Raw genomic sequence first — 17,893 nt, 5'->3', positions numbered from 1 at the left:
TCACATCCGGAACACGCCGTAGCCCACCGGCTCCAGCGGCGCGTTCGAGGCCGCCGACAGCGCCAGCCCCAGCACCCGCCGGGTGTCCAGCGGGTCGATCACGCCGTCGTCCCACAGCCGCGCCGTGGAGTAGTACGGGTTGCCCTGCCGTTCGTACTGCTCGCGGATCGGCCTTTTGAACTCCTCCTCGGCCTCCGCCGACCAGTCCTCGCCGCGGGCCTCCAGCTGGTCGCGGCGCACCGTGGCCAGCACCGAGGCCGCCTGCTCGCCGCCCATCACCGAGATCCGCGCGTTCGGCCACATCCACAGAAAGCGCGGCGAGTAGGCCCGCCCGCACATCGCGTAGTTGCCCGCCCCGAACGAGCCGCCGATCACCACCGTGAACTTGGGCACCCGGGCGCAGGAGACGGCGGTGACCATCTTGGCGCCGTGCTTGGCGATGCCGCCGGCCTCGTACTGGCGGCCCACCATGAACCCGGTGATGTTCTGCAGGAACACCAGCGGGATCGACCGCCGGTCGCACAGCTCGATGAAGTGCGCCCCCTTGAGCGCCGACTCGGAGAACAGGATGCCGTTGTTGGCGACGATCCCCACCGGATGGCCGTGGATGCGGGCGAACCCGGTGACCAGCGTGGTGCCGTACTCGGCCTTGAACTCGGCGAACCGGCTGCCGTCCACGATCCGGGCGATCACCTCGCGCACGTCGTAGGGGGTGCGCGGGTCCGGCGGCACGATCCCGTACAGCTCCGCGGGGTCGGCGGCCGGTTCCTCGGGCTCGGCGACCTCCCACGGGCACGGCTCGCGGGGGCCGAGGGTGGCGACGATGTCGCGGACGATCCGCAGCGCGTGCTCGTCGCTGTCGGCGAGGTGGTCGGTGACCCCGGAGGTGCGGGCGTGCAGCTCCCCGCCGCCCAGCTCCTCGGCGGTGACGACCTCGCCGGTCGCGGCCTTCACCAGCGGCGGTCCGCCCAGGAAGATCGTGCCCTGGCCGCGGACGATCACCGCCTCGTCGCTCATCGCCGGGACGTAGGCCCCGCCCGCCGTGCACGACCCCAGCACCGCCGCGATCTGCGGGATGCCGCACCGGGACATGGTGGCCTGGTTGTAGAAGATCCGGCCGAAGTGCTCCCGGTCGGGGAACACCTCGTCCTGCCTGGGCAGGAACGCGCCCCCCGAGTCCACCAGGTAGATGCACGGCAGCCGGTTGTGCAGCGCCACCTCCTGGGCGCGCAGATGCTTCTTGACCGTCATCGGGTAGTAGGTGCCGCCCTTGACGGTGGCGTCGTTGGCGACGATCACGCACTCGCGGCCCCGCACCCGTCCGATGCCGGTGATGATGCCCGCGCCCGGGGCCTCGTCGTCGTACATCCCCAGCGCCGCCAGCGGCGACAGCTCCAGGAACGGCGATCCGGGGTCGAGCAGGCCGTCCACCCGGTCGCGGGGCAGCAGCTTGCCGCGCGCCAGATGACGCTCGCGGGCCCGTTCGGGCCCGCCCTGCGCGGCGCGTGCGATCCGGGCGTGCAGTTCGGCCGCCAGCGCCCGGTTGATCTCGGCGTTGCGGGCGAACTCGGCCGCCCCGGTGTCCGCCCGGCTGCGCAGCACCGGTCCGGTCATCCCAACTCCCAGCGAGTTAACGAACGTTAACAACGGCGATGTTAATGAACATTAACACTGCTCGTCTAGACTCGGACCATGACCCAGGCCCCCGCTCCCACCCGGCGCGCCGAGATCCTGGCCGCCGCCGCGGACCTGTTCGCCCGCCGCGGCTACCACGGCGTGTCCATCGCCGATCTGGGCCGCGCGGTCGGGCTGACCGGGCCCGCGCTGTACCGGCACTTCCGCGGCAAGGACGCATTGCTGGCGGAGATCCTGCTGGACATCAGCCGGCGGCTGCTGGAGGAGGGCGTCCGCCGCGCCGCCCTCCCCGACCCGGCGCGGGCCCTGGACGCCCTGCTGGAGTGGCACGTGGACTTCGCGCTCGACAACCCGCAGCTGATCACCGTGCACGAGCGGGAGCTGGACAACGTGCCCGAGCCGCAGCGGCACGAGATCCGCCGCGCCCAGCGCGCCTATGTCGAAGAGTGGGTGGGCGTGCTGTGCCGGCTGCACGACATGCCCGCCGAACGCGCCCGCGCCGCCGTGCACGCCGTCTTCGGCCTGCTCAACTCCACCCCGCACAGCGCGGGCGCGCTCGACCGGGCCGCGATGGGGAAGCTGCTGTGCGCCATGGCCTCCGCCGCCCTGCACCGCGCCGCCCGCCCCTGAGAGCCCGCCGCCCCCTCCGGCGCCGCGGCGCCTCGGCCGCGGCGGGCGGCATCGGGGCTCACCCGTCCGGCGCCCGGTCCTCCGGGAGGGGGATCCGGCGGGCGATCCCGTCGCCGGTGAACCGCACCCGCCATACGTACAGCGCCATGTCCCCCCGGTCCAGGGACTCGGGCACCGGCGCGTCGGCCACCACCCGGACCAGGCATGAGGACCGGGGCGCCAGATGGACGCCGGAGCCGATGCGGATCGGCCCTTGCGACCCCCGCAACCGGGCGATCACCCGGCTGCGGCCCGGCGGCTCGCACAGCCTCTCCGGGGCGCCGAACCGGAACACGCAGCGCTCGGCGTGCTCCGCCGGCACCGCCGTCCGCCGCAGCAGCAGACCCGGCGGGAAGACCAGCGGGAGCGGACGGTGATGCGGATTGGTGAGCACGTAGTCGGCGAACGCATACCCCTTGCCCGGCGGCGGCGCGGGCAGCCCGGGCAGCGGCGCCCGCTCGACCCCGGTCCGCACCGCCGCCATCGTGTACCGGTCGCCTTCGGGGGTGGCGACCGTCACCGGTCGGCCGGCGGCCGGACGGTCGGTCGCCGGCGGCATGGGGGAGGGGCCGGTGACATGGGCGACCTGGCGGTGCAACGACGCGCCCGCATCCAGCGCCGCCAGCAGCCCCGCCGTGGCCGTCAGGCCCAGGAGCGCGCTCAGAGCGCCGCCGAGCCGGCCGGCGCCGCGCCGTCGGCGCCGGGACCGGCGGCGGGAGCGGGACGTGCGGCGGCGATGCCGGGGGGTGCGGGCACGGGATGCCATGACTGTCTCTCCGGGTGCCTGGGCATGGGGCGGGCGAGTCCGGGCCGAGGGTGCCGAGCACCCGCCCGGCGAGCCGTCCCCGCGTGCCGTCCCGCCGGGCGGCCCCGCTCACTGTAGGCCGATGCGCCGCCCCTCCGCGGGGAAAACGCCCATGCCCCGGCGCCGCCCCGTGGGAAGGCCCCGGGACGGGCGTCGGTCCCCGGCCGGCTACCCGACCGCCGCCGTCAGCAGGGCCGCGGCGAGCGCCGTGACGGCGAGCCTGGTCAGCAGCGGCATGCGGGCGGCGGCGCGGGCGTTCCACTCCGGATCACGGCTCCACAGCACGGTCGCCGCCGTCAGCGCCCGGCCCAGCCCGAACCCCAGCCCGGCCGCCGTCGCCGCCGCCAGGGCCGGATGGCTCAGCAGCAGCGCCAGCGCCGCCATGTACGGGGCCGACGACGTCACGTACGTGCGCACCCCGGTGCCCAGCTCGAACCCGAACTGCATCGGGCCCAGCCGCGGACGCCGCTGCAGCACCTCCAGCGGGATCTGCCGGGCGTTCTGCGGCAGCGACAACCGCAGCACGCCGAACTCGCGCAGCACCCCCGTCGCCGCGACCGCGGCGACGGCGGCGGCCCGGCCGCCCTGGGGGATCGGCTCCGACAGCCCCGACAGCAGCCACACCGCCAGACCCGACAGGGCGCCCCCGAGGAGCAGCCCCGCGGTGAAGAAGGCGAGGATCGAACCCTGCCCCGACGCGGCTCGCCAACCTGGCGAGAACAGCACGGCGTTGCTGTTGTGCGTTCAAACCGACCCGGACAACGAGTACCCGGCGAGCGCGCCCACCGTCGCCCAGCCCAGCACCATGCTGTCGCGAGCGGCCGCCGCCACCGCGGCCATCGCCACCAGCACGACGGGGACCAGCGGGTCGGTGATCGCCCGCCGCACCGCCCCGGCGGTCGCGGAGGTCACTGGCATTCCACCGTCCAACGGCAGACGGTCCGGTAATACGGCCGTTTCGGCCCGTTGCGCCGCCAGCCGTCGTGGCAGCGGTACGTCCGGTACTCGGCGCAGGGGCCGCACTCGCCCTTGAACTTCCACAGCCACCCGTCGGCCCATCCGCCGTAGCACTCGTTGGGCCGCAGCTTGTGGTTCGGCTTGGACACGCTCGAATGGTGGTAGCCGCGCCGCTTGCCCTCGGTGCGGCAGCAGGAGGCGCAGACCCGGCTCGGGCCGCAGCCCGGCGAGCAGTCGTGGTCGGCGGCGTACGACGGGCAGGGCAGCGGCTTGATCTCGTAGTACTCGTCGAACTCATCGGCCGGGACCTCGCGGGCGGCCGGGAACACCCCCAGCACCGCCATGCCCAGTCCGAAGCCGGCGGCGGCGATCCCGCTCAGCAGCGAGCGCCGGCTCGGTCGCCGTCCGGTCCGCGGGATCCGCCGGCGGGCGCGCGGGGTCCCCGGCGGCACCGGCCCGTACAGCGGGACGACGTCCTCCACCCGGATCCGCCTCTCGGCCCGTTCGGTCACGACGACCTCCCCGGCACCGTCGCCCGGCCCTCGCCGGTCTCGGCGAGCAGCTCCCGCAGCGCCTCGGGCGAGCCCACCGGCCGGGCGGCGCGGACCCGTCCGGACCGGTCGACCAGCACCGCGAACGGCACCGCGGGGATCCGGTACTCCTCGAACAACGAGGCCTCCTCGGCGTGCACCGCGACGTCCTCGGCCGGCTCCCGAGGGGCGCGGCCCGCATAGAGCGCGGCGACCGGCAGCGGCCGGCCCCGCTCGGCGCGGATCGCCCGCAGCTCCGCCAGCACCCGCGGACACGCCCCGCAGTCGGCGTCCAGGAACAGCAACAGGGTCCGCTCGGCCGCCGGGTCCGGCGCCAGCCGCGCGAAGTGCGGGGCCGGCGCTCCCACGGCCGGTCCCGGATCGGCCGGGCGGCCTCCGCCGGCCAGCAGGTGCACCCGCCGCACCAGGCCGGCCACCACGAACGCAAGCAAGGCGATCGCCGCCCAGGTCAGTAACACGATGGTGGTCTGGAAATCCATCACGCCCTCCCGTGCTCCCCGTGGGCCCATCGGCTTCCTCGCTCCCGGGCGTCCGGACGCTCCATCGCCTCCGGCAGCGCCCACAGCAGCACCGCGAACACGGCTCCGGCCAGCGCCGCCTGGACGAACTCGACGGACGGCGCGGCGGGGAGCGCGATCGCCGCCGCGGCCGGCGCCGCGGCCAGCGCCAGCGCCGACGGCGCGCCCGCCCGCAGCACCACCCAGCCGCTCACGGCGGTGTCGGCCCCCGAGCAGCCGCACGGCACCGCCCTGCTCCGCGCGTTCCGCAGCAGCCGGTGCGCGTAGGTCGCGTACACCGCCAGCAGCACCCCCGCCGCGACCAGCGTCTCCGGCAATCGGTCCGCGCCCGTCGCCACGGCGCTCGTCAGCGCCGCCGCCAGCAGGCCCTCCGCCGCCACCACGAGCGCCGCCAGCGGACGCACCAGGGGGAGCGGCACCGTGCCGTGCCCGGCCAGCGCCCGGGGCAGGGCGTGCGGGGCGCGCAGATGCTCGAGGAATCCCAGCAGCAGCACGCCCGTCACCGTGCACGCCGCCACCGCCGTGAGCGCCGCGATCACGGCGTCTCCTTCAGGGCGGCGGACACCGTCAGCCGGTCCAGCAGGGTGGGGGCCTGCGGCGCCTCCTCCGCGTCGGGCAGCACGGTCACCACCGCGGTGGGGGTGGTCATCACGAAGTAGATGCCGCCGTCCTCGTGGGTGTCGCGGTACAGCTCCCCGGTGCGCAGCCGGGTGCCGCGGTGGGCGGGCAGCCGGCGCGCCGTCTCCCGGTTCAGCGGGCTGATCTCCAGCAGGCCGATCCCCGGGACGTCCTTGACCAGCGAGGCGGTCTCGGCGATCACCGCGCCGTGCCGGGTCCTGGGGGTCAGTGCGGCGCCGTCCGGATGCTCGGTGATCTGCAGCGCCGCGAACAGCCGGATCGCGTCGGCCGGGCGGGCGTGATAGAAGTGCGCGCACACCGCGTGCCGCCGGCCCTCCCACGCCGCCGCCAGCACCCGCTCGGTCCCCGCGCGCCGTTGGTGTTCGGGGAAGTCCGCCAGGCTCTCGTCGCGGACCACGGTCGTCCCGATCCGCAGCCGGCCGCCCTGCATCCGGTACTCCTCGGTCAGCCGGTCCACCCCGAGGCCCTGCGCCCAGTCCGCGACGAACGCCCGATCCACCGCGGTCAGCTCGTGCAGCCTCCGCATGAAGCCCAACCGGACCACCGACGAGTAGGGGGCGCTCAGATCCAGGTCCCCGGCCAACGTGATCACGGTGCCGTCCAGTGTCCGGTGGATGGCCTCGCCTTCCCCCGTCACGGTCATGCCGCCCCTTTCCGTAGGAACAGACGGTGATCGTACATGTTCGTTCCGTCGTCGTGGGGAGAAGGGGCGGTCTTCGTCTCTGGGTGAACACGGCCCCGGACGCCGCGTCCCGCTACGCTCTACCGGCGTGCCACGTCCACGGTCGCTCACCGAGGCCCGGATCGCCGCGGCCGCCCTGGCCGTCCTCGACCGGGACGGCCAGGACGGGCTGACCATGCGGGCGGTCGCCGAGGAGATCGGCGTCAGCACGATGGCGCTCTACCGCTACGTCGACGGCCGCGAGCACCTGGAGAGCCTGGTCGTGGACCACATGCTGGCGTCGGTGGACGTCACGCCGCCCGCCGCGGCCTCCTGGCGGGAGCGCGTCATGGCGCTGTGCGAGCGGGCCCGCGCGGCGATCGGGGAGCACCCGGCGGCGGTGCCGTTGGCCTTGATGCACCGGCACACCGCGCCCGCCGCACTGCGGTTCGCCGAGGCGCTGCTGGAGGTGCTGGCCGAGGCGGGGTTCGTCGGCGAGCGGCGGGCCGTGGCCCTGCGCGCCCTGCTCGGCCAGCTGTTCGGATCGCTGGTGCTGACGCGGTTCGGCCCGTTGAGCGGCCCCGGCACCGCCGCGCTGGCGGCGCTGCCGGAGGAGGAGTTCCCGCTGCTGGCCGACACCGCCCGGCACGCCCGGTCGATCGCCTCCGACGAGGAGTTCAGACGGAGTCTGGAGCTGGTGCTGCGGGGGATGTCCCCGCGCTGACGGCGGTCCGCGCCAGATGCAGGATCTCCTCCACCGACCACTGGTCGTAGACGTGCTCGCCGTACTTGACGGCCAGCACCCGCCCGTCCGGGCCGATCAGGAAGTCGGCGGGCAGTCCGAACCGCCCGCCCCGCGGCCGTGGCGGGGGAGTCCGGTCGCGCCGCACCAGCGCCGTCGTCACCGCGGTGACGATGTGCCGCCAGGCGCGCGGGTCCAGCAGCGACCGCTTCGCCGACTCCACGCCGAACTCCGCGTACAGCCGCTTGTCCGGATCGGCGATCACCGGGAACGGCAGGTGGGCGACATGGGGGCGCAGCTCCTCGGCGGAGGAGTGGAACACCGCCGCCTCGCGCACCCCCGCCGCGGCGATCTCCGCGTGCCGCCGGGCGATCGGGCGCAGGTGCAGGCTGCAGACCGGGCAGCCGGCGAACCGGCGGAACTGCAGATGGACCGGGCCGTCCGGGTCGGGCACGGGGACCCGCTCGCCGTCGACGGCGACGAGCTCGCGGGCCGGCACGACGGCGCCGGGCGTGATCGGGCGGGCCGGGGAACGGGTGGGCATGGCGGCCTCCCGAGGTTGGTGTACAACGTACGCTTACGATGAGCGTACCTCGTACGCTCACGAGTCGACAGGCCTCTGGCCAGGCCTCTGTTCAGGCCTCTGCTCGACGGACCCGTCCGCCGGGCCGGGTCAGCCGCTCATCTCCTCGGCCAGGGCGGCGGCGAAGGCGTCCACATCGGATTCGGCGGTGTCGAACGAGCACATCCAGCGGACCTCGCCGGTGCGCTCGTCCCAGGTGTAGAAGCCGAACCGCTTGCGCAGCCGGTCGGCCGCCTCCCGGGGGATGATCGCGAACACCGCGTTCGCCTCGACCGGCCGGGTGATCCGCACCCCGGGGATCGCGCGCACCGCCTCGGCCAGCCGGCGCGCCATCGCGTTGGCATGGGCGGCGTTGCGCAGCCACAGATCGCCCTCCAGGAGGGCCAGGAACTGGGCCGAGACGAACCGCATCTTCGAGGCCAGCTGCATCGAGGACTTGCGCAGGAACGCCGTCCCCCTCGCCGCCCGCGGGTTCAGCACCACGACCGCCTCGCCCAGCAGCAGGCCGTTCTTGGTGCCGCCCAACGACAGCACGTCCACCCCCGCGTCCGTGGTGAGCGCCCGCAGCGGCAGGCCCAGCGCGGCGGCGGCGTTGGCCAGCCGCGCCCCGTCCATGTGCACCAGCATCCCCCGCTCGTGGGCGTGCGCGCACACCGCCGCGACCTCCTCGGCGGTGTAGACCGTGCCCAGCTCCGTCGACTGGGTGATCGACACGATCCGGGGCTGGGCGCGGTGCTCGTCGCCCCAGCCCCACGCCTCCCGGTCGATCAGCTCGGGGGTGAGCTTGGCGTCCTCGGTCGGCACCGGCAGCAGCTTCAGCCCCGCCACGCGCTCGGGGGCGCCGCACTCGTCGGTGTTGACGTGGGCCTGCGCCGCGCAGATCACCGCCGACCAGCGGTCGGCCATCGCCTGCAGGCCCACCACGTTCGCCCCGGTGCCGTTGAACACCGGGTGCACCTCGGCCTGTTCACCGAAGTGCCGGCGGATCACCTCCCGCAGCCGGGCGGTGTAGACGTCCTCGCCGTAGGCCTTCTGATGACCTCCGTTGGCGACGGTCAGCGCGGTGAGCACCTCCGGATGGACGCCGGCCCAGTTGTCGCTGGCGAAACCGCGGTCGGCGGGGTCATGCAGCCGTGAGATCAAGCCTCTTCCCGTTCAGCTCGGCGGCGGGCCGCTCCCACAGGCCCGCGATGACATCGGCCAGCTCGTCCACATGGGTGAACCCGCTGAAGTCCTTGCCGGGGTCCCGCTCGCGCATCTCGTCGGTGAGCAGCGCCTTGACCACCACGATCGAGGCCGCCGCGTCGGTGCCGGTCAGCGAGTCGGCCATCGCCAGCATCCACGCCTCGGCGGCGGCCTTGGCGGCGGCGTACGCGGCGTTGCCCTGGGTGGGGCGCCGCGCGGCGGGCTGGGAGACGATCACCGCCCGGCCGTGCGGCGACCGCGCCAGGTCCCGGCAGAACGCCAGCGTGCTGTGCTGCAGCGTGCGGATCAGCAGGTCGTGCAGGAACGCCCAGTCGGACAGGTCGGTGTCGGCGAACGTCGCGCCGCCCCGCCAGCCGCCGACCAGGTGCACCAGTCCGTCCACCCCGCCGTGCTCGCCGACCACCCGGCGGGCGAACGCCCGGGTGCCCTCGGCGTCCAGCAGGTCCACCACCGCGGGCTCCACTCCCGGCAGGTCCCAGGACACCGCCTGCACATCGGCGGCGATCACCCGGGCCCCGGCCCCGGCCAGCCGTCGCACGGTCGCCCGGCCGGCCGGCCCGGCCGCCCCGGCGACCACGATCACCTTGTCGCGCATCGGGTCGTTCACCCGCAGCTCCCCTTCGTCGATGCGATCACGCCGCCGGGCCCCGCCCGGGGCGCCCGCGGTCGGCGCCTCACGGTCGCGCGTCCGGCGCCCGCGGCGGCCGGCCGTCGCCGACGTCGCCGACGGCGTTCCGCCCTCGGCCCGTCCCGGTGACAGGATGCGGCTCCACGTACCCGTGATATCAGGCCCCGACCTCGGGGCGCATGCGGCGGCCGGTCCGGCCGCCGCCGTCCCGAGACGGCCCGCGGGGTTCGGGGGCGCGGCCCGCCGTGGTCACGGGCGGATCTCCCGGCCGTTCCGCCCGGCGGCGTCCGGCAGGTCGCCGGGCCGGGCGGAGGCGGCGGCCCGCAGCCGGTCCACGTCCTCTCCGAGCCGGGCCACGTCGGCCTGCAGCTCCCGCCAGATCCCGGTCCGCTGCTCCAGCCGGCCGATGCGCTCCCGCAGGTCGGCCAGCCGCCGCTCGGCGGTGGCCAGCCGGGACTCCTGCCGCTCGGCCCGCTGGTCGGTCCGCAGCATCCGCGTGGCCAGGCGGGCCACGTCCTGCTCGGTCTCGTGGATCCGCGCGTCCAGGTGCGGCAGCAGACGGTCGTTGAGGTCGTCGATCAGCGCCCGCATCTGCCGGCGCATCGACTCCAGCTCGGCCGCCTGCTCGGCCAGCGTGCGCTCGAGCCGCTCGGCGCGCTCGCGCTGGGCCGCGGCCTGGAGCCGCAGCCGATCGATCTCGGCGCGATGCCGCTGCGTCTGCGCGATCATCTCCTGCCCCTGCTCCACGACGGACGACAGCAGCCGCTCGATCTCTCCGGCCGCGCGCCGGGCCAGCCGGGGGAAGGACAGGGACATGGGGCGCTCCCGGGTGTCTCGCAGGTGAACAGCGGTTGGCCGCAGGGTTGATGCCACTTTAAGTGAACGGTTGCGAGACGACCGGGATCTTCGTGTCGCTTCGGACGGACCGTCGAGGCCGGTCACGTCCGGCCGACGCTACCGCACGGTCGCGGCAGGGGCCGGCGGGGCCGGGGCCCGCCGCGGGGCGGGGCGCACCGTATGGGCGCAACAGCACAGCCCGTGCCGGGTGATCAACAGAGCGCGGGCGGCAGTGTACTCCGCCGGGCTCAGCGCGGGCCGCACGCGTCGACAGGTCAGGCACAGCATGGACAACTCCCCCCTCGCGGACGTCGCCGGGAACGGCCGCGCCTCCGCCGTCAGGGGCATCCCCTCCTGCGGGCCGGACGACGCCCATGCCCCTGACGGCGGGACGGCGGGCCCGCCCGATGCGGGCGCCGGGACGCGGCCCTCCCCCGACGGCCCGTACCGTATGCGCCGCAACGTTGCATGCACGTTGCACAGACATCGGCACGCAGCGTGGCAAAGGCGAGGTAGATCGGTTCCCCGGAATCGGTTGCGCGGGGTAACCGGTTGACCGATGCTCGGACCGACCACGCCCGAGGGGAGGGGAACGCCGCCTCAAGGCGGCGTCGTCGGGCGAGGAGGGGCGAGGCCGACGTGGTTTCCATTCCGCACACCTGCCGACATCCGCAGGACCTGGGCCGCCACCCGGCGGAGGACCGGGACGCCATGGCCGATTCCCCGTCCGGATGCCGGGGCGCCCGTCCCGTCATCAGCGCCTCATGGCTGCGCTGCCGCTGGGCCGGAGTCAGCGCCGAGATCCGGACGGCGCCCCGGGCGCTGGACCGCGACGCCGTCGCCGAGGCCCGGGAGGCCCATCCGCTGGGCCGGCACCTGCCCGTGCTGCGCGGGCTGCTCGGCCAGGCGGCCGACGAGTCCGAGCACCTGCTGCTGATCGCCGACGCCGAGGGCCACGCGCTGTGGAGCCACGCCCCGCCCCGGCTGCGCCGCGCCGCCGACGCCGTGGGACTGCGCGAGGGGTTCTGCTGGTCGGAGTGCTCGGTGGGGACCAACGGCATCGGCACGGCGCTGGCCACCGGCCGGCCCGAGTACGTCTACGCCACCGAGCACCTGGCCCGGGTGCTGCACCCCTGGTCGTGCGCGGGCGCCCCGGTGCGCGATCCGGACACCGGCGCGGTGATCGGCTGCATCGACATCAGCGCGACCGCGGACCGGCTGCACCCGGCCGTGCTCGGGCTGGTCGCCGCCGCGGCCCGGCTGGTGGAGTCCCGCCTGGAGCTGGAGATGCAGATCCGCGACGAACGGCTGCGCGAGCGCTATCTGCGCCATCTGCGCGGTCTGGAGGGGGGGACGGCGGCGCTGGTCACCGGCACCGGGCGGGTGCTGGCCGCCGAGCCCGAGGGCTGGCGGGGGATGCGGCTGCCGGCCCCGGCCGACGGGGCGCGGATGGTGCTGCCGGACGGCCGCACCGCGCTGGCCGAATCCCTCGGCGAGGTGTTCCTGCTGCGGATCCCCGACCCGGGCGAGCCGGTCGGCGACCGTCCGTCGCTGACCCTGTCCCTGCTGGGGGATCCGCCGCACGCGCTGCTGGACGGCCTGCCGCTGCCGTTGTCGCTGCGGCACGCCGAGATCCTCGCCCTGCTGGCGCTCAATCCTCGCGGCCTGTCCGCCGAACGGCTGTCGGCCCAGATGTACGGGGACGAGGGCAACCCGGCGACCGTCCGGGCCGAGATCCACCGGCTGCGCGGCCAGCTCGGCGGGCTGCTGGCGGCCAAGCCGTACCGGTTGGAGTGCGAGGTGGAGGCCGACTTCCTCATCGTGCGGCGACTGCTGGAGGGCGGCCGTCGCGAGGACCTGGCCGAGGCCGCCCGGCTCTACCGGGGCGAGCTGCTGCCCCGTTCGGAGTCGCCCGCCTTGCGGGCCGAACGCGACGAGCTGGCGGTGCGGCTGCGCTGTCGGCTGCTGGACGCGGGGGACCCCGAGGCGCTGTGGATCCACGCGCACACCCCGACCGGGCAGGACGACCTGGAGATCTGGCAGCGCCTGGCCGGGGTGCTGCCGCCCGGCGACCCCCGGCACGCCGCGGTGCGCTCCCGGATCCACCGGGTGCTGACGGGGGAGGAGCCCTGACCGCGCCGGCGCGCGCCCGGGTCAGGAGGGCGCCGCCGTGCGCTCGGGCGCGGCGGTCGGTTCCGCCAGGTGCGCGGTGTCGTTGTACTCGGCCGGGCGGAGCCGGCCGTCCCGGCGGATCCACCGGCTGAAGGAGCAGTTGGCCACCGGCTGGGACTCGATCTCCAGCACCTGGGACTCGGTCAGCCGCTCGATGATGTAGCGGGTCAGCACGACCACCGCGTCGTGCGCCACCACCAGCACCCGCTCCCCGGGGAAGTCCAGGTCCGCGTCGTTGTAGACGGAGCGCAGCCGCAAGATGACGTCGGCCCACGACTCGCCGCCGGGCGGCCGATAGTAGAACTTGCCGATCCGCTCCCGGCGCTCGGCCTCCTCGGGATGGCGGACCCGGATGCCGTGCTCGGTCAATCCGTGCAGCACGCCCTGCTCCCGGTCCCGCAGCCGCTCGTCCACCAGCAGCTCCGGCGGGTCGCCCAGCGCCGACAGCGCGATCTCGGCGGTGTCCAGCGCCCGCAGATAGGGGGAGCAGAGCACGACGGTGGGCCGCTCCTCATCGGGCAGCGCGGCCAGTCGGCGGCCGAGCGCGGCGGCCTGGGCGCGTCCCCGCTCCGACAGCGGGACGTCGGCGTCCCGGTCGGCGATGTCCACCCGTTCGATCGCGCGCTCGGGAGCCTGCTGGGCCGCCTTGTGGGCGACGTTCCCCATGCTCTCGCCGTGCCGGGTCGCGATCAGCGCCTCCAGGTTCCGCACGCGGTCCATGATCCCATACCGGTCGCGCCCCGGTCGCGAATCGGGGCGTTCCGGACGGGCGTTCCGGGGGGAAGGTGCACTACACGCGGTAGTACTCTCGAGGGCCATGACCGACCCTCTGGCAACCGCGATCATCGTCGTCGCCCTGGTGGTCGCCGCGTACGGGCTGCTGGCGGCGGTGCGGGACCGGCCGATGGACGTGCTGCACCTGGCCGGGCTGGCCGTGCTCGAGGCGATGCTGCTGGTCCAGGCGGTGCTGGGACTGGTGAAGCTGGCCGGGGACGAGGGGCCGGACAGCGGCGCCACGTTCGCCGGCTACCTGCTGGGCATCGTGCTGATCCCGCCCGCGGGCGCCGCCTGGGGCGTGCTGGAGCGCTCCCGGTGGGGGCCCGCGGTGATCGTGGTCGCCGGGCTGGCGGTCGCGGTGATGATCGTCCGGATGGGGCAGATCTGGAGCGGCGCCGATGTCTGACCGGGCGGGGACCGTCGCCACCGGCACGGGCCCGGGGCGGCTGCTGGTCGCGGTGTACGGGGTGTTCGCGCTGGCGGCGGGGGCGCGGGCGGGCGTGCAGATCGCCACGCGGTTCGACGAGGCGCCGGTGGCCTACCTGCTGTCGGCGCTGGCCGCGGCGGTGTACGTGCTGGCGACGGTGGCGCTGGCGGCGGGCGGGCACGCCTCCCGGCGGATCGCGGCGGCGGCCTGCTCGGTCGAACTGGCCGGTGTGCTGGCGATCGGCACCTACTCGCTGGTCGATCCGTCCTCCTTCCCCGACGAGACGGTCTGGTCGGCCTACGGCCGCGGCTACGGGTTCGTGCCGCTGGTGCTCCCGGTGATCGGGCTGGCCTGGCTGTGGCGGACCGGCCGGGCCGGCCAGCGTGACGGAGCGCGGGAGACCGGGGAGAAGAAGACGCGGACCTCCGCCTCGTGATCACGGCGGGGGTCGACTTGCCCGTGATCGAGGGCGGAAGTCCGCGGGCTTCTCGGCCGGGGCGAGGGCCCCGGGCGGGCCGTCAGGCGTCGGTCATGGTGCGGCCGCCGATCGGCAGAGAGTGGACGGCGGCCCGCCAGACCTCCTCGACCCGTTTGGGGCTCAGCTCGGCGGTGGGGTTCCGGGCGGGCCAGCGCAGCAGCCGCCACGGGGTCGTCACCACGATGCCGTCGGCGACGAACCGGCCGCGGCGCACTTTGCCGCCGTGCACGGCCAGCACCGGGGTCACCGTGACCTCTCCGGCGACCAGCCGGGAGGAGAGCGACTCGGCCGCCTGCCGCGCCGTCTCGTTCAGCCGCTTGACCAGCTGCGACTGGGTGCGGTCGTCGATGAACAGCCGACCGCCGTGCTCGGTGATCTCGGTGTCGGGGTGGTAGGCCTGGTTGTCGATCAGCCAGATCCCGGTGGGGCCGACCAGCAGCGTGTCGATGGTCCCGTGCCCGGGGACGAGGCGCTGGTGCAGCGTCCGGTAGCCGCGGCGTTCCAGCGTCCAGCGCAGGATGCGGGCCATCCGCTCCTCGCCGCGCAGGCCGCGCCGCCAGACGCTCGCCGAGTGGTACCGCCACCAGTGCACGGCGGCGTCGATTCCGCCGGCCACGGCGCCCGCCAGCACACCGAACAACGGTGAGACGAGGTATCCGCAGACGATGAGGGTCATCCCCGCGATAATGGCGCGATTGCGCAGCCGGGACTTGCGTTCCCGCAGCCACAGCTCTTCGAACACCGCTTGCGGAGAACCACCTGTGAAGGCGGCCCTACCCCGTGTATAGATGGTGCCGCCAATCATTGTTACCTCCGTCACACCTGCGGCGACGCCGCCTTTATCGGTATGCCCCGGCTGCTTTCTTGTCCGTATCTTCGGTAATGCAAGTGAGCCGAAAAAGCAAGAGTGTCCGAAAAAGTTCGTGTCCGGGGACGGCTCTCTGTCGATTTTCTCCTGCGCCTCGTGCGATCTGTGTGAGAACGTTCCAAACGTCCGCATGAAACTGCATTTGAAATAGTCTGTGCAAGTTTCAGTGCAATTTCTCCGCCCTCTTCGGAGCGGGCCGCGGCCCGGCCCCGGCACACTGGAGCACATGCTCACAGACCGCACCGACCTGCCCGTACGTCCAGTGATCCCCGCGCTGCACGCGGCGCTGGCGCAGGCCGGGACGGCGGTGCTGGCCGCCCCGCCGGGGACCGGCAAGACCACCCTGGTCCCGCTCGCCCTGGCCGGGGCGCTGCCGGAGGTCCCCGGCGGCCCGCGGGAGCCGCGCCGCGTCCTGGTCGTCGAGCCGCGCCGCCCGGCCGTGCGGGCGGCGGCCCGCCGGATGGCCTGGCTGCTGGGCGAACGGGTGGGGGAGCGGGTCGGCTTCGCGGTCCGCGGCGAGCACCGGCCCGGAACGCTGATCGAGGTGGTCACCACCGGCGTGCTGCTGCGCCGGCTGCATGAGGACCCCGAGCTGGCCGGCGTGGACGCGGTGCTGCTGGACGAGTGCCACGAACGTCATCTGGAGGCCGACACCGCGTTGGCGTTCCTGCTGGACGTGCGGGCCGCGCTGCGCCCCGACCTGCACCTGGTCGCCGCCTCCGCCACCGTCGACGCCGAGCCCTGGGCCGAGCTGCTGAAGGGGCCGGTGGTGGAGTCGTCCGCCGAGATGCACCCCGTCGAGATCGTGTGGGCGCCGCCGTCGCGGCCGATCCCCCCTCCGCACGGGATGCGCGTCGACCCGGCGTTCCTGGCGCACGTCGCCGCCACCGTCCGCCGCGCCCTGACCGAACACGACGGCGACGTGTTGTGCTTCCTGCCCGGCGTCGGGGAGATCGCGCACGTCGCGGCGCTGCTCGACGACATCGGCCCCGTCGCCGACCTGCTGGAGGTGCACGGCCGTGCCGCGCCCGCCGTGCAGGACGCCGTGCTGTCGCCCGGCGCGCGCCGCCGGGTGGTGCTGGCGACCGCCGTCGCCGAGACCAGTCTCACCGTCCCCGGCGTCCGGATCGTGGTGGACTCCGGCCTGGCCCGCGAGCCCCGCACCGACCACGCCCGCGGACTGAGCGGGCTGACCACCGTCCGCGCCTCCCGGGCCGTCGCGGACCAGCGCGCCGGCCGGGCCGGACGGCAGGGGCCGGGCGTCGTCTACCGCTGCTGGACGGCCGCCGAGCATCAGCGGCTCCCCGAACGGCCCCGACCGGAGATCGAGCTGGCCGACCTCACCGCGTTCGCCCTGCAGATCGCCTGTTGGGGGGACCCCGACGCCGAAGGGCTGGCGCTGCTCGACCCTCCGCCCCGGGCCGCCCTGCGCGCCGCCCGCGAGACCCTGCGGGCCGTCGGGGCGGTGGACCGCGACGGGCGCGCCACCGACCGCGGACGGCGGATGGCCCGTCTCGGCGTGCACCCCCGGCTGGCCCGCGCCCTTCTCGACGGGGCCGCCGCGGTGGGGGAGCGGGTCGCCGCCGAGGTGGTGGCGCTGCTGTCCGAGCCCCCGCCCGGCGGCGTCGGCGACGACCTGGCCGCGGCGCTGCGCACGGTGCGCTCCGGCAGGCGGGACCCCGCGCACGCCGACCGGTGGCGGCGGGAGACCCGCCGGCTGCTGCGGACCCTGCCGGACGCGCCCGGCCGTCCCGGCGAGCCGGACGACGCCGCCGTGGGCACGGTGGTCGCGCTCGCGTTCCCCGAGCGGGTGGCCAGGGCCCGGGGCGGCCGCCGGTATCTGATGGCCTCCGGGACCGGCGCCGAGCTCGCCGAGGACTCCCCTCTCGCCCCGTCCGCGCCGCGCTGGCTGGCGATCGCCGCCGCCGACCGTCCCGCCGGGTCCCCGTCCGCGCGGATCCGGCAGGCCGTCCCGATCGACGAGGAGATCGCCCGGCTCGCCGCCGCCCCGCTGCTGGACGAGACCGAGGAGGTCCGGTGGCGGGACGGCGACCTGGTGGCCCGCCGCGTGGAACGGCTCGGCGCCATCGAGCTCGCCTCCGTCCCGCTCGCCGACCCCGACCCCGCCCTGGTGGCCGAGGCGCTGCGCACGGGCCTGCGCCGGACGGGTCCGTCCCTGCTGACCTGGACCGCGGAGGCGACGGCGCTGCGCGACCGGATGGCGTTCTGCCGCCGGGTGTTCGGCGACCCGTGGCCCGAGGTGTCCGACGAGGCGCTGCTCGAGGCGGTGATCGACGGCTGGTCGGGCGGGCTGCGCGGCCGCGCCGACCTGGAGCGGCTCGATATGACGGCGGTGCTGCGGGGACTGCTGCCCTGGGAGTGCGCCGCCCGGCTGGACGAGCTCGCCCCCGAGCGGATCACGGTGCCGTCCGGGTCCCGGATCCGCGTCGACTACCGCGGCGACCAGCCGGTCCTCGCGGTCAAGCTGCAGGAGGTGTTCGGCTGGCGGGCCGCGCCGCGGCTGGCCGACGGTCGGGTGCCGCTGGTGCTGCACCTGCTGTCCCCGGCCGGGCGTCCCGCCGCCGTCACCGCCGATCTGGCCTCGTTCTGGCGGAACGGCTACCACGCGGTCCGGGCCGAGCTGCGCGGACGCTATCCGCGCCATCCGTGGCCGGAGGACCCGCTCACCGCCCGGCCCACCCGGCGCGCCGGCCCCCGGCGCTGACTCGCCCGGCCCGGT

20 protein-coding genes are annotated in these 17,893 nt (G+C 75.2%); 6 read left to right on the top strand and 14 right to left on the bottom strand.

What is annotated here, in order from left to right; all coding sequences use genetic code 11:
• Entirely contained in the window at window positions 1–1,614 is a 1,614-nt protein-coding gene (locus EIO00_RS09580; RefSeq protein WP_140177311.1) for a carboxyl transferase domain-containing protein, read from the bottom strand.
• Between the two features lie 78 nt (window positions 1,615–1,692).
• Between EIO00_RS09580 and EIO00_RS09575 the strand changes: the two genes are divergently transcribed.
• Window positions 1,693–2,265, top strand: coding sequence for an SACE_7040 family transcriptional regulator (locus EIO00_RS09575; protein ID WP_140177309.1), 573 nt, complete (start codon window positions 1,693–1,695; stop codon window positions 2,263–2,265).
• A 58-nt stretch (window positions 2,266–2,323) separates the two neighbouring features.
• Here the strand turns inward: EIO00_RS09575 and EIO00_RS09570 are convergent, their stop codons facing one another.
• The 7 genes from EIO00_RS09570 to EIO00_RS09545 form a co-directional block, all read right to left on the bottom strand.
• Entirely contained in the window at window positions 2,324–3,070 is a 747-nt protein-coding gene (locus EIO00_RS09570; protein WP_140177307.1) for a hypothetical protein, read from the bottom strand.
• Between the two features lie 207 nt (window positions 3,071–3,277).
• Window positions 3,278–3,835 carry a hypothetical protein gene (locus tag EIO00_RS09565; RefSeq protein ID WP_140177305.1) on the bottom strand — a complete coding sequence of 186 codons (558 nt, stop codon included), beginning with the start codon at window positions 3,833–3,835 and terminating at the stop codon, window positions 3,278–3,280.
• Between the two features lie 18 nt (window positions 3,836–3,853).
• Window positions 3,854–4,021 (bottom strand): hypothetical protein, encoded by a 168-nt coding sequence (locus EIO00_RS24485; RefSeq protein ID WP_175596171.1) that lies wholly within the window; start codon window positions 4,019–4,021, stop codon window positions 3,854–3,856.
• Window positions 4,018–4,578 (bottom strand): hypothetical protein, encoded by a 561-nt coding sequence (locus EIO00_RS09560; RefSeq protein ID WP_140177303.1) that lies wholly within the window; start codon window positions 4,576–4,578, stop codon window positions 4,018–4,020. Before EIO00_RS09560 ends, EIO00_RS24485 begins: the two co-directional genes overlap by 4 nt.
• A complete protein-coding gene (locus EIO00_RS09555) occupies window positions 4,575–5,096 on the bottom strand; it encodes a TlpA family protein disulfide reductase (RefSeq protein WP_140177301.1) in 522 nt (173 codons plus the stop codon). Before EIO00_RS09555 ends, EIO00_RS09560 begins: the two co-directional genes overlap by 4 nt.
• A complete protein-coding gene (locus EIO00_RS09550; protein WP_140177300.1) occupies window positions 5,096–5,674 on the bottom strand; it encodes a MauE/DoxX family redox-associated membrane protein in 579 nt (192 codons plus the stop codon). The genes EIO00_RS09555 and EIO00_RS09550 overlap by 1 nt, the downstream gene beginning before the upstream one ends.
• Entirely contained in the window at window positions 5,671–6,417 is a 747-nt protein-coding gene (locus EIO00_RS09545) for a hypothetical protein (protein ID WP_140177298.1), read from the bottom strand. Before EIO00_RS09545 ends, EIO00_RS09550 begins: the two co-directional genes overlap by 4 nt.
• Window positions 6,418–6,544: 127 nt before the next feature.
• Here EIO00_RS09545 and EIO00_RS09540 point away from each other — a divergent pair, with 127 nt between their 5' ends.
• Entirely contained in the window at window positions 6,545–7,159 is a 615-nt protein-coding gene (locus EIO00_RS09540) for a TetR/AcrR family transcriptional regulator C-terminal domain-containing protein (protein WP_140177296.1), read from the top strand.
• Here the strand turns inward: EIO00_RS09540 and EIO00_RS09535 are convergent.
• The 4 genes from EIO00_RS09535 to EIO00_RS09520 all read right to left on the bottom strand — a co-directional run bounded on the left by EIO00_RS09535 (window position 7,113) and on the right by EIO00_RS09520 (window position 10,410).
• On the bottom strand, window positions 7,113–7,721 hold the full coding sequence (locus EIO00_RS09535; protein WP_140177294.1) for a peroxiredoxin-like family protein: 609 nt from the start codon (window positions 7,719–7,721) through the stop codon (window positions 7,113–7,115). The genes EIO00_RS09540 and EIO00_RS09535 overlap by 47 nt on opposite strands.
• Before the next feature lie 129 nt (window positions 7,722–7,850).
• Window positions 7,851–8,903, bottom strand: a complete 1,053-nt coding sequence (locus EIO00_RS09530; RefSeq protein WP_140177292.1) for a threonine aldolase family protein — start codon at window positions 8,901–8,903, stop codon at window positions 7,851–7,853.
• The gene (locus EIO00_RS09525) at window positions 8,884–9,573 is read right to left on the bottom strand and encodes an SDR family NAD(P)-dependent oxidoreductase (protein WP_241661242.1); all 690 of its coding nucleotides are present in this window, start codon (window positions 9,571–9,573) and stop codon (window positions 8,884–8,886) included. Before EIO00_RS09525 ends, EIO00_RS09530 begins: the two co-directional genes overlap by 20 nt.
• 270 nt (window positions 9,574–9,843) lie before the next feature.
• On the bottom strand, window positions 9,844–10,410 hold the full coding sequence (locus EIO00_RS09520) for a hypothetical protein (RefSeq protein WP_140177291.1): 567 nt from the start codon (window positions 10,408–10,410) through the stop codon (window positions 9,844–9,846).
• A gap of 732 nt (window positions 10,411–11,142) precedes the next feature.
• On the opposite strand from EIO00_RS09520, the gene EIO00_RS09515 reads away from it, so the two are divergent.
• Window positions 11,143–12,564: a helix-turn-helix domain-containing protein gene (locus EIO00_RS09515; RefSeq protein ID WP_140177289.1), complete on the top strand. Its 1,422-nt coding sequence runs from the start codon at window positions 11,143–11,145 to the stop codon at window positions 12,562–12,564.
• Between the two features lie 21 nt (window positions 12,565–12,585).
• Here the strand turns inward: EIO00_RS09515 and EIO00_RS09510 are convergent, their stop codons facing one another.
• Window positions 12,586–13,323 (bottom strand): histidine phosphatase family protein, encoded by a 738-nt coding sequence (locus EIO00_RS09510; protein ID WP_140177287.1) that lies wholly within the window; start codon window positions 13,321–13,323, stop codon window positions 12,586–12,588.
• Window positions 13,324–13,420: 97 nt separating this feature from the next.
• Here EIO00_RS09510 and EIO00_RS09505 point away from each other — a divergent pair, with 97 nt between their 5' ends.
• Window positions 13,421–13,786 carry a hypothetical protein gene (locus EIO00_RS09505; protein ID WP_140177285.1) on the top strand — a complete coding sequence of 122 codons (366 nt, stop codon included), beginning with the start codon at window positions 13,421–13,423 and terminating at the stop codon, window positions 13,784–13,786.
• Window positions 13,779–14,243, top strand: coding sequence for a hypothetical protein (locus EIO00_RS09500; RefSeq protein ID WP_140177283.1), 465 nt, complete (start codon window positions 13,779–13,781; stop codon window positions 14,241–14,243). The genes EIO00_RS09505 and EIO00_RS09500 overlap by 8 nt, the downstream gene beginning before the upstream one ends.
• Before the next feature lie 82 nt (window positions 14,244–14,325).
• Here the strand turns inward: EIO00_RS09500 and EIO00_RS09495 are convergent, their stop codons facing one another.
• Window positions 14,326–15,027, bottom strand: a complete 702-nt coding sequence (locus EIO00_RS09495; protein ID WP_241661241.1) for a nuclease-related domain-containing protein — start codon at window positions 15,025–15,027, stop codon at window positions 14,326–14,328.
• A gap of 352 nt (window positions 15,028–15,379) precedes the next feature.
• Here EIO00_RS09495 and hrpB point away from each other — a divergent pair, with 352 nt between their 5' ends.
• The gene (hrpB, locus tag EIO00_RS09490) at window positions 15,380–17,878 is read left to right on the top strand and encodes an ATP-dependent helicase HrpB (protein ID WP_140177279.1); all 2,499 of its coding nucleotides are present in this window, start codon (window positions 15,380–15,382) and stop codon (window positions 17,876–17,878) included.
• The last annotated feature ends 15 nt before the right edge of the window (window positions 17,879–17,893 follow it).

The organism is Thermomonospora catenispora, from assembly GCF_006363815.1.
Lineage (GTDB): Bacteria > Actinomycetota > Actinomycetes > Streptosporangiales > Streptosporangiaceae > Thermomonospora > Thermomonospora catenispora.
Note: the sequence above shows the minus strand (reverse complement) of the source record. Positions and strands in the feature narration are given on the sequence as shown.

Excerpts from the sequence above, each read along its gene's own strand:
- EIO00_RS09580 (WP_140177311.1), bottom strand. The coding sequence starts at position 1,614 with ATGACCGGACCGGTGCTGCGCAGCCGGGCGGACACCGGGGCGGCCGAG.
- EIO00_RS09575 (WP_140177309.1), top strand. The coding sequence starts at position 1,693 with ATGACCCAGGCCCCCGCTCCCACCCGGCGCGCCGAGATCCTGGCCGCC.
- EIO00_RS09570 (WP_140177307.1), bottom strand. The coding sequence starts at position 3,070 with ATGGCATCCCGTGCCCGCACCCCCCGGCATCGCCGCCGCACGTCCCGC.
- EIO00_RS09555 (WP_140177301.1), bottom strand. The coding sequence starts at position 5,096 with ATGGATTTCCAGACCACCATCGTGTTACTGACCTGGGCGGCGATCGCC.
- EIO00_RS09545 (WP_140177298.1), bottom strand. The coding sequence starts at position 6,417 with ATGACCGTGACGGGGGAAGGCGAGGCCATCCACCGGACACTGGACGGC.
- EIO00_RS09535 (WP_140177294.1), bottom strand. The coding sequence starts at position 7,721 with ATGCCCACCCGTTCCCCGGCCCGCCCGATCACGCCCGGCGCCGTCGTG.
- EIO00_RS09520 (WP_140177291.1), bottom strand. The coding sequence starts at position 10,410 with ATGTCCCTGTCCTTCCCCCGGCTGGCCCGGCGCGCGGCCGGAGAGATC.
- EIO00_RS09515 (WP_140177289.1), top strand. The coding sequence starts at position 11,143 with ATGGCCGATTCCCCGTCCGGATGCCGGGGCGCCCGTCCCGTCATCAGC.
- EIO00_RS09510 (WP_140177287.1), bottom strand. The coding sequence starts at position 13,323 with ATGGACCGCGTGCGGAACCTGGAGGCGCTGATCGCGACCCGGCACGGC.
- EIO00_RS09505 (WP_140177285.1), top strand. The coding sequence starts at position 13,421 with ATGACCGACCCTCTGGCAACCGCGATCATCGTCGTCGCCCTGGTGGTC.
- EIO00_RS09500 (WP_140177283.1), top strand. The coding sequence starts at position 13,779 with ATGTCTGACCGGGCGGGGACCGTCGCCACCGGCACGGGCCCGGGGCGG.
- hrpB (WP_140177279.1), top strand. The coding sequence starts at position 15,380 with ATGCTCACAGACCGCACCGACCTGCCCGTACGTCCAGTGATCCCCGCG.